General features: G+C 42.0%; 14 protein-coding genes. 5 read left to right on the top strand and 9 right to left on the bottom strand.

Annotation, left to right across the window (positions count from 1 at the left end; all coding sequences use genetic code 11):
• Window positions 1-46: 46 nt before the first annotated feature.
• The 9 genes from WKU26_RS10610 to WKU26_RS10570 all read right to left on the bottom strand — a co-directional run bounded on the left by WKU26_RS10610 (window position 47) and on the right by WKU26_RS10570 (window position 9,889).
• Complete coding sequence (locus WKU26_RS10610) at window positions 47-649, bottom strand: epoxyqueuosine reductase QueH (protein ID WP_340321979.1); 603 nt, start codon at window positions 647-649, stop codon at window positions 47-49.
• Between the two features lie 11 nt (window positions 650-660).
• The gene (locus WKU26_RS10605) at window positions 661-1,023 is read right to left on the bottom strand and encodes a MarR family winged helix-turn-helix transcriptional regulator (RefSeq protein ID WP_178266246.1); all 363 of its coding nucleotides are present in this window, start codon (window positions 1,021-1,023) and stop codon (window positions 661-663) included.
• Between the two features lie 6 nt (window positions 1,024-1,029).
• The gene (locus tag WKU26_RS10600; protein WP_340321978.1) at window positions 1,030-3,486 is read right to left on the bottom strand and encodes an FAD-dependent oxidoreductase; all 2,457 of its coding nucleotides are present in this window, start codon (window positions 3,484-3,486) and stop codon (window positions 1,030-1,032) included.
• 347 nt (window positions 3,487-3,833) lie between these two features.
• Window positions 3,834-4,331: a GNAT family N-acetyltransferase gene (locus WKU26_RS10595; protein ID WP_340321998.1), complete on the bottom strand. Its 498-nt coding sequence runs from the start codon at window positions 4,329-4,331 to the stop codon at window positions 3,834-3,836.
• A gap of 25 nt (window positions 4,332-4,356) precedes the next feature.
• The gene (gene metH, locus WKU26_RS10590) at window positions 4,357-7,101 is read right to left on the bottom strand and encodes a methionine synthase (protein WP_340321977.1); all 2,745 of its coding nucleotides are present in this window, start codon (window positions 7,099-7,101) and stop codon (window positions 4,357-4,359) included.
• A gap of 62 nt (window positions 7,102-7,163) precedes the next feature.
• Window positions 7,164-7,622: an SsrA-binding protein gene (gene smpB / locus WKU26_RS10585; protein WP_340321976.1), complete on the bottom strand. Its 459-nt coding sequence runs from the start codon at window positions 7,620-7,622 to the stop codon at window positions 7,164-7,166.
• Window positions 7,622-8,191: a Yip1 family protein gene (locus tag WKU26_RS10580; RefSeq protein ID WP_340321975.1), complete on the bottom strand. Its 570-nt coding sequence runs from the start codon at window positions 8,189-8,191 to the stop codon at window positions 7,622-7,624. The genes smpB and WKU26_RS10580 overlap by 1 nt, the downstream gene beginning before the upstream one ends.
• 297 nt (window positions 8,192-8,488) lie before the next feature.
• A complete protein-coding gene (locus WKU26_RS10575; protein WP_340321974.1) occupies window positions 8,489-9,289 on the bottom strand; it encodes a hypothetical protein in 801 nt (266 codons plus the stop codon).
• A gap of 87 nt (window positions 9,290-9,376) precedes the next feature.
• On the bottom strand, window positions 9,377-9,889 hold the full coding sequence (locus WKU26_RS10570; RefSeq protein ID WP_269878439.1) for a DMP19 family protein: 513 nt from the start codon (window positions 9,887-9,889) through the stop codon (window positions 9,377-9,379).
• Between the two features lie 285 nt (window positions 9,890-10,174).
• Here WKU26_RS10570 and WKU26_RS10565 point away from each other — a divergent pair, with 285 nt between their 5' ends.
• The 5 genes from WKU26_RS10565 (at window position 10,175) to WKU26_RS10545 (ending at window position 15,776) form a co-directional block, all read left to right on the top strand.
• Entirely contained in the window at window positions 10,175-10,876 is a 702-nt protein-coding gene (locus tag WKU26_RS10565) for an iron-sulfur cluster assembly scaffold protein (RefSeq protein WP_154044054.1), read from the top strand.
• Between the two features lie 19 nt (window positions 10,877-10,895).
• Window positions 10,896-11,906: a GGGtGRT protein gene (locus tag WKU26_RS10560; RefSeq protein WP_340321973.1), complete on the top strand. Its 1,011-nt coding sequence runs from the start codon at window positions 10,896-10,898 to the stop codon at window positions 11,904-11,906.
• Window positions 11,907-12,274: 368 nt separating this feature from the next.
• Window positions 12,275-12,631, top strand: a complete 357-nt coding sequence (locus WKU26_RS10555) for a hypothetical protein (protein ID WP_340321971.1) — start codon at window positions 12,275-12,277, stop codon at window positions 12,629-12,631.
• A gap of 44 nt (window positions 12,632-12,675) precedes the next feature.
• Window positions 12,676-14,895: a beta-glucosidase gene (locus WKU26_RS10550; RefSeq protein WP_340321970.1), complete on the top strand. Its 2,220-nt coding sequence runs from the start codon at window positions 12,676-12,678 to the stop codon at window positions 14,893-14,895.
• 152 nt (window positions 14,896-15,047) lie between these two features.
• Window positions 15,048-15,776 carry an SDR family NAD(P)-dependent oxidoreductase gene (locus tag WKU26_RS10545; RefSeq protein WP_340321969.1) on the top strand — a complete coding sequence of 243 codons (729 nt, stop codon included), beginning with the start codon at window positions 15,048-15,050 and terminating at the stop codon, window positions 15,774-15,776.
• Window positions 15,777-15,849 lie beyond the last annotated feature (73 nt).

The following is a 15,849-nucleotide window of genomic DNA, read 5'->3' as shown; positions in this document are numbered from 1 at the left end:
ATTCAATTACAAAAAGACAATATCCCTCTCGTTCACATTCTACAAATTACAAAGAATTTGATTCCGGCATCTCTGTTTTTCTCATACTAAACTCACAGCCACAATACTGCTGATTGTAAAAGTTATATTCCTTAATGATAGCTATCCTACGCTCGCTCAATCCACCTTTCCTCCAGTTCTGATCCCACCAGATAACATCCGGATACGCAGCAACAGCCTCTTGTCCAGCTTCATTAATCTGTTCCAGACTCTTCCAGCGCGACGAGGCCAAGGTGGTAGTAATTACAGAAAATCCATTTTCGTGTGCATAACGTGCAGTTTCTTTCAGACGTAGTTTAAAACATTTCAAGCAGCGTCCTCCACGCTCAGGTTCATTCTCCAATCCTTCCATCGCACAGCGCCATGCCTCATGATTGTAATCAGCATCTACAATATCCAATCCCAATGACTGTGCATAACGCGTACATTCATCTTTACGGATAAGATACTCCTGCAACGGATAAATATTAGGATTGCAATAATAAATGGTAGGGCGTACACCGTGCTGCAACAAACACTCAATAATAGCCGATGAGCAAGGTGCACAACACGTATGCAGCAGCACTCGGTCTGCTCCTCCCGGCACTTCCAGTTTAAACTTCTTCTTCATCTTTTTACCCCTCAGGCTTCTTTAAATAAAGGAAGTAATACATCGGGAACTTCCACCCCATGGTCCTTGATACGAGTTAACACATTTTTCGCCTCCTCTGTCAAGGTAAAATACATCTGTCTTTTATCCTGTTCACCCAACACACGAGTCAGAAAACCTTTCTTTTCTGCAGCTCCCAGCACCTTGGAAGCATGCGAAGCAGAAAGTCCGGTACGCTCTATCACTACACCGGCAGATACCCTCTCATTTCCAATACTACACAATACCATAGCCTCATTCAATGAAACACCGTAAGTATCCATCAAACGAGACTCTAAATCAGAGAGAGCCGTAAACAGCTCTCTCATAATACAAATGCATTTTATTTTTTCCATAAAAAATCAAATGAACAAATTTACATTGGCCTGCTCTGCACGCTCCATATAGGTAGCTACTCCACCCAACGTCACATTGTCGAGCAACTCCTCTTTCTTCACTCCCATTACATCCATCGACATCTGGCAAGCAATAAACTCCACTCCATTGTCGATAGCCTGCTGACGAAGCTGTTCCAGTGAGTCGATACCTTTTTTACGCATGATATAGCGCATCATACCGGTACCCATGCCTCCCATATTCATTTTAGAGAGTTTCAGCTTTCGGGAATGAGACGGAAGCATCCAACCAAACATACGTCCGAAGATATCTTTCTCCACACGAGGCTTATGTACTTTCTTTATCGCATTCAGTCCCCAGAACGTAAAGAAAAGAGTCACCTTCTTGCCGGTAGCTGCTGCTCCATTGGCGAGTACAAAAGTAGCCAAAACCTTATCCAAATCATCACTAAAGACAATAAAAGTTTTTCCCATATCTGCCGGCAATGAGGTTTCCTTCGAAGCAGGCAGAGCAGTATGTTTCTCTACCACAACTTTATACGTACCCTTTTCCGAACTTTTAGAGATAAATCGATGTCCCGTTGTACGGCACCACGCTTCTGCATCGCGCGGGAAGGCCATGTCTGTAGATGTCACCTCCAGACGTTCTCCCTCGCTCAAGTCTTCCATATTCTTTTTCAGTTTCATGATAGGACCGGGACACTGTATGCCACAAGCATCTACCTTTATCACTTTCACCACCTTCTCACCAACCGGTTGAGCCTGTGCGGAAGCTGTCTGAGTATGAGTTCCGCTACATGCCGAAGGAGGATTTACCGGTGTCACAGCAGCTTTATAAGTCTTGATACCACCTATCAGATTACGTACATCCTTATATCCGTTGTCTTTCAATATATTCGATGCCAGATAACCACGCAAGCCTACACCACAAAAGAGATATACCGGCTTATCCTTTGGAAGATCTGCCATACGAGAGCGCAGCTCATCGAGCGGTACGTTCACAGCCCCCTTGATTGTTCCCAAAGCAAACTCATCTGCAGTACGCACATCGACCAGCGTCACTGTACTTAAATCGGTCTGCTGCAGTTCACGCCAGTAAAGCGGTGTCATCTTTCCCGACAAAATATTTCCTGCCACATAACCCGATACGGCAACCGGATCTTTGGCCGAGGAGAAAGGAGGTGCATAGGCATGCTCCAAAGACATCAAATCGTATACGGTTCCCTGATGTTTGATAACCAGTGCATACTCGTCTATACGTTTGTCTACCCCATCGTATCCCACAATCTGCGCACCATACAATCTGCCGTCTTGCGGAGAGAAAGTAATCTTAATATCCATCTGCAAAGCTCCCGGATAATACCCTGCATGTGAACCAGAGTGAATTGTAGCCGAAAGATAAGGTATGCCAAACTGCTTCAGACGCTTGGCAGGAAGTCCTGTAGAAGCCACAGTCATTTCAAATACTTTTGCTATAGAAGTGCCGATGGAACCTTCATACTTCACTTTGTTTCCAAACACCATATTGTCTGCCACAATACGAGCCTGACGATTAGCCGGTCCGGCAAGGAAGTTCAGCCAAGGCTTTCCGGTTATAGGATGAGGATATTCGATAGCATCGCCTACTGCATAGATAGACTCATCGGACGTCTGCAAGTACTCGTCTACATAAATACCCTTCATCTCGCCCAACTTCAAACCAGCTTCTGCCGCCAGACGAGTTTCGGCACGCACTCCGATAGAAAGAAGCACCAAATCGGCCTCCACCGATACTCCCGACTTAAACTTGACAGATATTCCGGAAGCAGTCTTTTCGAAAGCCTCAACCGCCTGCTCCAAATACAGACGCACTCCCTGCTCCTGCAAATGTTCGTGCACCAGAGAAGCCATCGAATAGTCAATCGGCGCCATTACCTGATTGGCCATCTCTACCACACTTACCTCAGCACCGGCATGATGCAGGTTTTCGGCCATCTCCAGTCCGATAAAACCACCTCCTACTATGACAGCCCGTTTTACCGGTCTTTCCTGCATATAGTTTTTAATACGGTCTGTATCGTATACATTTCGCAATGTAAATATGCCCTCACTGTCTATTCCCGGAAGAGGGGGGACTACCGGAGAAGCTCCCGGCGATAACAAGAGTTTATCATAGGTTTCCTGATAAGTAGAACCATCTGCTGCACGTACTGTGACCGACTTCTGTTCAGGGTTGATAGCGATTACTTCCGAACGGGTACGTACATCGATATTAAAACGCTTTCCAAAAGCTTCGGGTGTCTGTACAAACAGACGGTCGCGCTCCTCAATCACTCCTCCTATATAATAAGGCAAACCACAGTTTGCATACGAAATGTAAGCACCTTTTTCGAATACAATAATTTCTGCATTCTCTGTATTTCTGCGAATACGGGCAGCAGCTGTTGCTCCTCCTGCTACCCCACCAATGATAATATATTTCATAACTTTACAATGTAATTATTTTCTAATGGAAACTTTTCACAAAGGAATAATATTATTGCGAGATACAAAAATTTCCACAGGAAAATATTTCCATATTAATAATTATTAACCAAGAGCATAAAAAAAGCCCGAAAAAATCGGGCTTATATAAAAGGAGCTTATAAACTCCCTGCTATGTATTTGAGCAAAATAATCTGCTTACTGAACAGCGGTACAATCGACGACGCCGGATATCCGGCCGACCACGACAACTGCACAGCCAGCGACGCCGGCTGTACATACGACGTCGCCGAATATAACACTCAACGGGTATTAAAGAGATACGGTTCTTATTATTAACACTTTATCTACTCCGAATATTTCCGGCTCTGATAAGCAATACGCGGTGTACCATTGGCTACATAAATAATGCCACATCGTACAAACCCTTGCTTCTCAAGAATATGATGCATCACTTTATTGTCTGCATGCGTATCGACACGCAAATTGGCAGAACGGTTCCGACACCAGTCTATGCATTGAGCTGCTACTCCACGATACGCCCCATCGGAAGCCAGACGATGAATAACATAATACGGTTCTTCATCCAGCCAATTTCCATCTTCAATACGCGCATAAGTAGGATCGGGACCCTGTATAAAACAGAAAGTACCCACAATATCACCCGACTCTGTCGTACACACATAGCAATGCGAAGCAGCTATTTCCCCGGCAATCAGTTCCCGCTGCGGATAACCGTTTATCCACTGATGAGCATTTCCGACAGATACCATAAAAGTACGGGCCGCCTCGAATATCTCCATCAGCCTGTCCAAATCGTGTGCTTCAGCCAAGCGTATCTGCATCGTCATATCCTATCCTCCTCCTGCTTTAATCCCAAAGATTCAGTTTATTTTTCTGTGCTTCCTCCAGTGAAACGGTCTTTACGACTTTCTTTCCACTCTTCTCACAAAGTTCACGATACTCGTTTTGCAGTTCTTCCACAAAAGCCGGACATTGTTCCGGGCTCAGCAACTTGGCCATTACAGAAGCATTCTGCGATGCATCGCGCATATACACTACCGGTGCATGATAAGCCGGAGCAATCTTCAGTGCGGTATGCAGTTTGGATGTAGTAGCCCCTCCGATAAGCACCGGAATATCCAGTCCGGCACGCTCCATCTCAGACACTACATGCACCATTTCTTCGAGCGACGGCGTAATCAGCCCGCTCAAACCTACAATGTCCACTTTCTCACGAATAGCAGTTTCTACAATCTGCTCAGCCGGCACCATTACTCCAAGATCAATCACTTCATAGCCATTGCATGCCATTATCACTGATACAATATTCTTTCCTATATCATGCACGTCACCCTTTACCGTAGCAACCAGAATTTTTCCTGCACTACGTGCGCCCTCTTGCTTTCCGGCTTCAATATACGGTTGAAGAATAGCCACTGCCTTCTTCATGGTACGGGCAGTCTTCACCACCTGTGGGAGAAACATCTTTCCTGCGCCAAACAAATCACCCACATGATTCATACCCGCCATAAGCGGACCTTCGATAATGCTCACTGCATTAGGATAGCGGTTCAAAGCCTCCTGCAAGTCTTCTTCCAGAAAATCGCCCAGCCCCTTTACCAATGCATATTGCAAGCGTTCCTCTACCGTAGTACCCTCACGCCATTTCAGATGATTGACAACAGCTGCAGAAGTATCTTTATTTTCTTTTTCTGCCTTCAAACGCTCAGCCGTTTCTATCAAGCGTTCGGCTGCATCGGGACGACGGTTCAACACTACATCTTCTATGCGCTCCAGTACATCGGCTGGAATATCAGTATACAATACCGATGTAGCCGGATTGACAATACCCATATCCATTCCCTCACGGATAGCATGATACAAAAATACCGCATGCATTGCTTCGCGGATATAGTTATTTCCACGGAACGAGAACGAAAGGTTACTTACCCCTCCGCTAATATGTGCACCGGGTAAATGTTTTCGGATCCATCCGGTAGCCTGAATAAAATCGACGGCATAATTATTATGTTCTTCAATCCCCGTAGCTACAGCCAGCACATTGGGGTCGAAAATAATATCTTGAGGAGCAAAACCGACTTTTTCGGTCAGAATACGATAAGCACGTTCGCACACTTCTATCTTGCGTGCAAAGGTGTCCGCCTGTCCTTTTTCATCGAATGCCATTACAATGACTGCTGCTCCGTAACGACGGATTGTACGGGCATGCTCTATAAAGATATCTTCTCCTTCTTTCAGCGAGATGGAGTTGACAATACATTTCCCCTGTACGCATTTCAAACCGGCCAGTACTACTTCCCACTTGGAAGAATCTATCATAAGAGGGACACGGGCTATTTCGGGTTCCGAAGCAATGAGATTCAGGAAAGTAGTCATTTCTTCGGCAGCATCAAGCAGACCGTCGTCCATGTTGATATCAAGAACCAGCGCACCATCTTCTACCTGCTGACGGGCTATAGAAAGTGCTTCTTCATATTTTTTCTCGTTGATGAGACGAAGGAACTTACGCGAACCCGCTACATTGCATCGCTCTCCCACATTGACAAAATTAATTTCGGGAGTAACCTCCAGAAGTTCCAGTCCCGACAGCCACAACGACTGTGGTTCAGGAGCCGGAATATGAGGCTTGGCATCCTTTATCAAATCCTGATAACGGGCGATATATTCTTCGGTCGTGCCACAACATCCACCTATGATATTGACCAGCCCCTCATCAATGTATTCCTTCACCTCGGCAGCCATCTCCTCGGGCGACTGGTCGTATTGTCCCAAACTATTAGGCAATCCGGCGTTAGGATAAGCACTGATATAATAAGGAGCACGCTTGGCCAGCTGTTCTAAGAATGGTTTCAGCTGTCTGGCACCGAACGAGCAGTTTAATCCTACAGAAAACAAATCGGCATGCTGTACCGATGCGAGGAAGGCATCAAGTGTCTGTCCGGATAAAGTACGTCCGGCAATATCCGAAACCGTAACCGACAGCATCAGAGGAAGCTTGTGCCCCATTTTCTGCATAGACAATTCGGCTGCCTGTATAGCCACCTTGGCGTTGAGGGTATCGAATATGGTTTCAATCAGAATAGCATCTACTCCTCCTTCAATCAGAGCCTCCATCTGTTCACAATACGCCTCCAGAAGTTCATCGTAAGTCAGAGCACGGAAAGCCGGATTGTTGACATCGGGACTCATCGAACAGGTTTTATTGGTAGGACCTACCGATCCTGCTACAAAGCGTGGCTTCTCCGGATTCTTTTGGGTGTATTCATCGGCAAGACGTCGTGCCAGACGAGCTGCCTCCAGATTGATTTCCCGGCAATAGGCCTGCATATGATAATCGGCCATTGACACACGGGTTGCATTGAATGTATTGGTTTCTATAATATCGGCTCCCGCTTCGAGATAGCGCCGGTGAATTTCCTCAATGACATCCGGACGAGTCAGGCACAGCAGGTCATTGTTTCCTTTCAACTGTCCTTGTATTTCTCTGAAACGCTCGCCTCTGAAATCACTCTCTGTCAAGTTGTATTGCTGTATCATCGTACCCATTGCTCCGTCGAGCACCAAGATACGCTCTTTTATCTGTTGTCGCATTTCACAAATTCAAAAACTCTCAAAACTATAAAATCAAAAAATCATATATATGGCACAATAAACTATCGTTTGAACATTCTGTCCATCATGCGCTTATCATCTTTTTCTTTCAAAGACTCACGTTTATCGTACTGTTTTTTACCTTTTGCCAAGGCAACTACCAGTTTGGCAAGTCCTTTTTCGTTGATATACAAACGAGTGGGGACAATAGTAAAACCTGTTTCCCGTGTACCACGCTCCAACTTACGCAACTCTTTCTTGGTAAGCAGCAACTTACGATCACGACGAGCTGCATGATTATTGTACGAACCGTAGAAGTACTCGGCCACGTGCATATTCTTCACCCACAATTCACCCTTCGAAAAAAAACAGAATGTATCTACCAGACTGGCTTTTCCCTGACGGATTGATTTTATTTCCGTACCTGTCAGCACAATACCTGCCGTATAGGTATCGATAAATTCATAATCGAACGAAGCACGCTTATTTTTTATATTAATATTACTTGCAGTAGGTTTCATCAGTTCAATATTATAGATAACTTAGTAAATACAAATTCAATAATTGCCGGACAAACCAATACTATCAAGGTCATTACCACCGTATAACCTGTCAGTTTATCTTCCGCCACTTTCAGCATCTGTCTCGCTCCCTCAAACACGACAACAATGGTATAAATCTGCAAAATCCAATGCAGCAGCATGATAGAGAAAAGCCCACTGACAATATCCAATACAAAAGTCACAACCATAGAATATCCCACAAACTCCAGTATTCTATCGTACGAGTCTGCACGGTCAAACCAACGGCGTCCTATCTTATCTACCAGATAAGCAGCTAAAAAGAAGCCTCCAAACAAAGCTACAGCCAGTGCACAGCACTGTGTCAAGGCAATCTGAAATACATCGGGGCTAAACTCTCTCCCGATAAATGCACCTCCAAACTCCGACAAGCCACACAAGCCAATCATCGGATAGACGAAATTAGGCATTACCAGTCTCCCCTCTTTCCGTTCGGCTATTTCGTTCCACGCCTTTGCAGGCGCTGACAACAATAGTATAATACGCTGAAATATTTCTTTATAACTCAATGTAATTCTCCTTTCCTGTTAAATGTATGAAATGCAAAAATACAAAAAAGAAGAAAATATACGAGAGGCTTTATAATGAAACTTTTGAAAAACAGACAGGATTAAAGATTATTTCACTCCTGCGACTACATCCTCCACCACCACAACAAGACAAGCCGGTCACATCTCCTTAAACAATAAAAAAATCAGATAAAGAAAGAATTTCTCCTCTCTTTATCTGATTTTCCATACTAAATGTTCTTTTAATATATCATATAGAAAACATGCTCAAATGTATTCTATACAGTTTCAGATATATTATTCAGCCTGTTCCTGAGCTCGCATTTCGCAAACATATGTTTGTTTACTTTTCTTTTTAGAATCCATTGTTGGAACATAAGTAGAAGCAGTTTCGTATTCAACTTCTATTTTTTTCGGATAAGTACCGTTTAAAGTTTCATAAGCTCTGATTGCCGAACGCAAATCAAAATACTCATAACAATACGAATAAGACATTGTATAATCGGCAAGTGCATCTTCTGTTTCTACATTTAAAATCTGATAACGAAGCTTCAATTTCATCACATCATTTTCAGCCTTTGTTGCTGCATCATAATAAAGAGTGAATTTATGATTCTTCAGTTCAGTATCCAATGTTTCACTTACAGTTGACTTGTGTAGATAAAACAATGGATTCAAGATCAAATAGTCGTTATACCCCCAAATCAACACACTTCGAGTATTGAATCCTGAAAGAGAAACGGTTCCTTCTTCCGGTATTGCCTTATCGCTTACTTCACCTTCTGGAAGATATTCCGGAGTCCCTATCACTGTAATATCTTTTCTATCTCCCTGAGCAGCAAACTGTTCATAATCATAAGAGAAAGAGACCATCGCCAAATCCGATCTTTCTCCAGAAACAGTCACAGTGGTAGTAGGTATGTACTCATTGTCAGCTTCATCGACAAAGATTGTCTTACCTGTCATAATATCATAGTCTACTTTAAAAGGCCATGTCAATGTACCCGTACCTCCCGAACTTGAGGTATCCAAACAAGAAGTAATCCCCAAAGAAGCCGCAAAAGCCGCCATAACAACCACGAATTTCATTTTTTTCATAAACTTTGTCTTTATATTGTTAAATTATATTTTACAAGAGAAATAAAAGAAAAGAAACAATACTGCATCCCCATTCTTATTTTAACATTATTTTTCTATTTCTGCAAACTGTTCAAGATGTTCGTCTACGTACTCAGCAATCGTAGCAGTAACCATTTCTTCCATCTCCATGTAAGCCTCTTCTATGTCGTCGAAAGCCTCATATTGCTCGTACATAGCCATAAACTCCTCGTCTGTACGTTCTTTTTCCAAATCTTCACGATGTGCATCATATATTTTCTTTGCATCATATATCAGTTTAGAAAAGTCTTTAGCTCCAAACAGACGCATTGCTTTGGCAAAAGGATTATCGAAAATATAAGGACCATATCCGTTTTGTATTAATTGAATGAACCCTCCTTCCAGAACTTCTTCACGAAAGAAATGATACCCTAACAAAGAGTGTTGATACCCGTTGAGCAAGGGCATAGTTTCGGCATTAATCACTCCTCCTGTAATTTCCAGATATTTATCGGTAAACACTTTCAAAAATTCATCCATTCCAGCTTCCGCTCCACGCTGTAAAGCCTCGTCTTTTACTCTAATCTTATCATTATTCATAATTACCTGAATATTATTACCTGTATATAGGTATATTACAATGCTTTTTTATATGCACACAAAGATAAGGGTTTCTTCGGAAAGAGAAAAAAACATTTTGTCATTTACACCTTACAAAAGCAGGCACTCAGATAAAATATCCTTAATTTGTAGTAAAAAGTTTGGTTTACACCGTTGCAGAACTAAATAAAACGACTAACTTTGCGTGCAGATTAAGGAATAAAATCTTTAATCTCGTGGTTTACGAAATACTTATTTTTTATTACTAATAAAAACGTAAAGAATATGACTTATTCACACGAAGTTGAACACATGTGTGTTGTAAAAAAAGGACCTAATCATGGTCCGGCTCCAATTCCAGAAGAAGGAAAATGGGTGAAATCAAAAGAAATCAAAGACATTTCAGGTTTGACTCACGGTATCGGTTGGTGTGCTCCTCAGCAGGGTGCTTGTAAACTGACTCTGAACGTAAAAGAAGGTATCATCCAGGAAGCATTGGTAGAAACTATCGGTTGCTCTGGTATGACTCACTCAGCTGCTATGGCATCTGAAATCCTTCCAGGTAAGACAGTTTTGGAAGCATTGAACACTGACTTGGTTTGCGACGCAATCAACACAGCAATGCGTGAACTGTTCTTGCAGATTGTATACGGTCGTACTCAGTCAGCTTTCTCTGAAGGTGGTTTGATGATTGGTGCAGGTCTGGAAGACTTGGGTAAAGGTCTGCGTAGCCAGGTAGGTACATTGTATGGTACTTTGGCTAAAGGTCCTCGTTACCTTGAAATGGCTGAAGGCTATATCAAAACTATCGCTTTGGATGAAAACGATGAAATCTGCGGATACGAATTCGTTCATCTGGGCAAATTCATGGATGAGATCAAAAAGGGCACAGACGCTAACGAAGCTTTGAAGAAAGTAACAGGTACTTACGGACGCTTCACAGCAGAACAAGGTGCAGTTAAACATATTGACCCACGTCACGAATAATATAAGGAGGAAAGAACATATGATTAGAGAAGTAAAATTTGAAAGCCAGGACCGTCGTATCAAACAGATTCTTGCTGCTTTGAACGCTAACGGTATCAAAGACATCGAAGAAGCTAACGCTATCTGCGAACAGTATGGTCTTGATCCTTATAAAACTTGTGAAGAAACTCAGCCAATCTGCTTCGAAAATGCAAAGTGGGCTTACGTAGTAGGTACTGCTATCGCATTGAAGAAAGGTTGTACAAACGCTGCTGAAGCTGCTGAAGCTATCGGTATCGGTTTGCAGGCATTCTGTATCCCAGGTTCAGTTGCTGACGACCGTAAAGTAGGTATCGGCCACGGTAACTTGGCTGCTATGTTGCTTCGCGAAGAAACTAAATGTTTCGCATTCTTGGCAGGTCACGAATCTTTCGCTGCTGCTGAAGGTGCTATCAAAATCGCTGCAAAAGCAGACAAAGTACGTAAAGAACCTTTGCGTTGTATCTTGAACGGTTTGGGTAAAGACGCTGCTCAGATCATCTCTCGTATCAACGGATTTACTTACGTTCAGACTGAATTCGACTACTATACAGGTGAATTGAAAGTTGTACGTGAAATCGCTTACTCAAACGGTCCTCGTGCTAAAGTTAAATGCTACGGTGCAGACGATGTTCGCGAAGGTGTTAAAATCATGTGGCACGAAGGCGTAGATGTATCAATTACTGGTAACTCTACTAACCCGACTCGTTTCCAGCACCCAGTTGCAGGTACTTACAAGAAAGAACGTGTTCTTGCAGGTAAACCTTACTTCTCAGTAGCATCAGGTGGTGGTACAGGTCGTACACTTCACCCAGATAATATGGCTGCTGGTCCTGCTTCTTACGGTATGACAGATACTATGGGTCGTATGCACTCAGATGCTCAGTTCGCTGGTTCTTCATCAGTTCCTGCTCACGTAGAAATGATGGGATTCCTGGGTATCGGTAACAACCCGATGGTAGGTTGTACAGTAGCTTGTGCAGTTGACGTTGCTACTGCTTTGAGCAAGTAATTTATACTTAATCAAGATAATAAATCCCTGTAACTCTATAAGTTATGGGGATTTTTATTTTATATACACCGCATAAATGGAAGAAGATGATTTATCACTTCTCGCCTGCTTTTCTTCTTGCAAATGGTTGTAAATAGATACTGAAATTAAAACAGAATATCACTTGTAGCAGACTTGTTTTTCTAAGGTTAAGAAGTGGCTGATTATCCTTGAAAATGGACTAAAAAGAGGATATTTTGTGACCAATTTGCGACCATTTTCCCATTTTTCCAAAAGTGGTCGCAAAAATCGATTCATCTACCTAATACACAGAAAGATATATCATACTTTAAAGGACTTCCCAATGTCTAATTTTAAATGATTAAACTATGGTAAGAAGTTCATTTTCTATTCTCTTTGCCATAAGAGATAGCAGAGTTAGAAAAGATGGTACGGCATCAATAGAAATTGTACTCACAGTAAATGGAGAAAGATGTGCTTTTTCTACAGGTAAAAGAGTAAGAGGTTTTATCATCACAGCAGAACTATTACATAATGCTTACTTTGATAAAGTAAAATCACTCAAAGAAATGTTTTTCTCCTCTCCTCCATTGGGTTTTATAATTTTTTCTATAACTTACACACAGTTTATAACAAAGACGATTGGATATTCTTTTGCGACTTGTTTGATTAAAATTTATAAAGTCGAGAATAACCCAATCTACAAACAACCAATCACACCTTAAACAATTTGTAAATACTGTTCTCAATAAAAAATTAAACCATTTCTATGAAAAAGATTTTTATTCTCATCGGGGTGTTTAACACATTGTTCTTGCTAAAAGCACAAAATAAAACGGATATCCCGGTTTATTTGGATGACAAACAACCTTTGGAACTAAGAGTACAAGATGCGTTACAACGGATGACACTGGAAGAGAAGACAAGACTCAGTTATGCCCAAAGTAAATTTAGCTCTCCAGGATGTCCCCGTTTAGGCATTCCAGAACTCTGGATGAGTGACGGTCCTCATGGAGTTCGTGCCGAAATCAATTGGAACGACTGGAACTATGCAGGATGGACCAACGACAGTTGTACAGCATTTCCAGCTCTCACCTGTTTAGCCGCCAGCTGGAACCCCTCATTGGCAGCCCTATATGGAAAAGCGATCGGAGAAGAAGCGCTGTACCGTAAAAAAGATGTATTATTAGGCCCAGGCGTAAATATTTACCGTACTCCACTTAATGGCCGTAACTTCGAATATTTGGGAGAAGATCCGTATTTAGCTTCCGAAATGTGCGTTCCTTATATCCAGGAACTTCAAAAGACTGGCATAGCAGCTTGCGTAAAACATTATGCAATTAATAATCAGGAAGTCTGGCGTAATCATATCGACGTACAAGTAAGCGACCGGGCAATGTATGAAATCTACTTACCGGCATTTAAGGCAGCAGTAGAACGCGGTGGTGCATGGAGCATTATGGGAGCTTATAACAAAGTGCGTGGTATGCATGCAGCTCATAATAAACTGTTGAATAACGATATACTGAAAGGCGAATGGGAATTTGACGGATGTGTAATAAGCGACTGGGGAGCGACCCATGACACTTATGAATCTGCGATGTATGGTTTGGATATTGAAATGGGTTCTTATACAAATGGGCTGACTTCTGAATCTGAATTCGGCTATGACGACTATTATTTAGGGAAAAACTACCTGAAAATGGTAAAAGAAGGAAAAATACCAATGGGTGTAGTCAATGATAAGGCAGCCCGCGTCTTGCGACTGATTTTCCGCACAGCAATGAACCGTCAGAAACCTTTTGGATCATTAGCGAATGAAGCTCATGAAAAAGTTGCTTATCAGATAGCCACAGAAGGTATTGTATTATTGAAAAACGATGCAACCAAAAAGAACCCGGTTTTACTACCTATTGCAACCGACTCTTACAAACGAATATTAGTGGTAGGAGATAATGCAACACGTAACCTGATGCAGGGAGGAGGTTCATCGGAACTAAAACCTAAAAAGAATATCACACCTTTAGACGGACTGAAAAAGAAGTTTGGCGACCGGATAATGTATGCCCAGGGATATAGTGCAGGGCGTCAGATGTATGGACATGTAGATGAAATACCTCAGTCTACGATTGATTCTTTAAGAAATGATGCAGTAGAAAAAGCCATGCAGGCAGACTTGGTTATTTTTATTGGCGGTCTGAACAAGAATCTTTATCAAGACAGCGAAGGAACCGACCGCCTTTCCTACGGACTTCCTTACTGCCAGAATGAACTGATTGAAGCACTCGTAGAAGCCAACCCCAATGTAGTTGCAGTTATAATCAGTGGAAATGCCGTTGAAATGCCGTGGGTTAAGAAAGTACCATCTATTGTACAGTCTTGGTATTTAGGTTCTATAAATGGTGATGCTTTGTCCGATGTACTGGTTGGCAAAGTAAATCCCAGTGGAAAACTACCTTTCTCCTACCCTGTAAAACTTGAAGATTGTCCGGCACATTTGTATGGCGAGATGAGCTACCCGGGAGACAGTATCAAGCAAGAGTATAAAGAAGACATATTAGTGGGATATAGATGGCACGACACCAAGAAAATAAAACCGCTTTTCCCGTTTGGATACGGATTAAGCTATACCACATACAAATACAGCAAACCGGTTTTGTCTGCCAAAAAGATGAATGCAAATGAAACACTCTCTTTATCAGTTAAAGTAAAAAATACAGGAGCATTGGCAGGAAAAGAAACAGTTCAATTGTATATCGAGGACGAAAAGTGCTATTTACTCCGCCCGAAAAAAGAATTGAAAGGCTTTAAAAAAGTAGAGCTTCAACCGGGAGAAGAAAAAGAAATTGTCTTTACTATTCAGCCTCAACATCTACAGTTCTTTGATGACAAGAAGCATCAATGGATAGCCGAACCAGGAAAGTTTAAGGCTTATATATCCTCTTCATCTGCAGATATCAGCAATGTGGTGGAATTTGAATATAAATAATCATGGCTATCTGAAAAACAGACAAGGAAGATAATCAAACATAACACTGCCCAGGGTTTTGTAGAAATAAAGTACTCACAAAAATCTCTGGGCAGTATTTTTTATACTATAAAATATTTCATACATTTACTCTATAATTTTAAAAGCACAGCATGAATCATAAAAAACACATCGCAATCGTCACAGGTGCAGCTGGCGGGATTGGGAAGGTAATTGCCCAAATGTTTGCAGACAACGGATACGTGGTCGTTGCGGTAGACATAACAGAAACAGAGTTTGGAAATAGCGACATACACTTCCAAAAAGCAGATCTCTGTTCATACGAAGATATCTGCAAGGTATTCGAATACGCGGTACAGCATTTCGGAGGAGTACACGTTTTAGTAAACAACGGTGCCATTAGTCAGTTTTCCAAAAGTATATCCGACATCACCCCAGAAGAATTCCGTAAAGTCATAGATACCAATCTTTACGGAAGTTTTATGTGCTGCAAACAATTTATAGAAGCCAACAAAGGGATGGAATACGGTAGAATCATCAACATAGCCTCTACCCGATGGCATCAGAATGAAGCCAACTGGGAAGCTTATGGAGCCTCCAAAGGTGGATTGGTCTCACTTACAAACACTCTGTGTGTTTCCCTTTCAGATACTCCTATTACTGTAAATGCCATCAGTCCGGGATGGATACAATATTCCGACTACGAAATGCTCTCCGAAGAAGACCACAAACAGCATCCTTCTGGCAGAGTAGGTGTACCGGAAGACATTGCAAGAATGGTATTGTTTCTTTCTGCACCGGAAAACGACTTTATCAATGGGGCAAATATCGTAATAGACGGAGGAATGACTAAAAAAATGATTTACTACACCCCAGATTAAGCATAAGAAAGTAATATATTTAAAAAGTACAGCTCAGCAAGAATTTTTGCTGAGCTGTACTTTTAAGATATAT

Source organism: Phocaeicola sp. HCN-40430, assembly GCF_037890285.1.
In the GTDB taxonomy this organism is placed as follows: domain Bacteria; phylum Bacteroidota; class Bacteroidia; order Bacteroidales; family Bacteroidaceae; genus Phocaeicola; species Phocaeicola acetigenes.
Note: the sequence above shows the minus strand (reverse complement) of the source record. Positions and strands in the feature narration are given on the sequence as shown.

Coding starts and splice junctions, on each gene's coding strand:
- WKU26_RS10595 (WP_340321998.1), bottom strand. CDS start 4,331: ATGCAGATACGCTTGGCTGAAGCACACGATTTGGACAGGCTGATGGAG.
- WKU26_RS10610 (WP_340321979.1), bottom strand. CDS start 649: ATGAAGAAGAAGTTTAAACTGGAAGTGCCGGGAGGAGCAGACCGAGTG.
- metH (WP_340321977.1), bottom strand. CDS start 7,101: ATGCGACAACAGATAAAAGAGCGTATCTTGGTGCTCGACGGAGCAATG.
- WKU26_RS10550 (WP_340321970.1), top strand. CDS start 12,676: ATGAAAAAGATTTTTATTCTCATCGGGGTGTTTAACACATTGTTCTTG.
- smpB (WP_340321976.1), bottom strand. CDS start 7,622: ATGAAACCTACTGCAAGTAATATTAATATAAAAAATAAGCGTGCTTCG.
- WKU26_RS10565 (WP_154044054.1), top strand. CDS start 10,175: ATGACTTATTCACACGAAGTTGAACACATGTGTGTTGTAAAAAAAGGA.
- WKU26_RS10575 (WP_340321974.1), bottom strand. CDS start 9,289: ATGAAAAAAATGAAATTCGTGGTTGTTATGGCGGCTTTTGCGGCTTCT.
- WKU26_RS10600 (WP_340321978.1), bottom strand. CDS start 3,486: ATGAAATATATTATCATTGGTGGGGTAGCAGGAGGAGCAACAGCTGCT.
- WKU26_RS10605 (WP_178266246.1), bottom strand. CDS start 1,023: ATGGAAAAAATAAAATGCATTTGTATTATGAGAGAGCTGTTTACGGCT.
- WKU26_RS10555 (WP_340321971.1), top strand. CDS start 12,275: ATGGTAAGAAGTTCATTTTCTATTCTCTTTGCCATAAGAGATAGCAGA.
- WKU26_RS10560 (WP_340321973.1), top strand. CDS start 10,896: ATGATTAGAGAAGTAAAATTTGAAAGCCAGGACCGTCGTATCAAACAG.
- WKU26_RS10570 (WP_269878439.1), bottom strand. CDS start 9,889: ATGAATAATGATAAGATTAGAGTAAAAGACGAGGCTTTACAGCGTGGA.
- WKU26_RS10545 (WP_340321969.1), top strand. CDS start 15,048: ATGAATCATAAAAAACACATCGCAATCGTCACAGGTGCAGCTGGCGGG.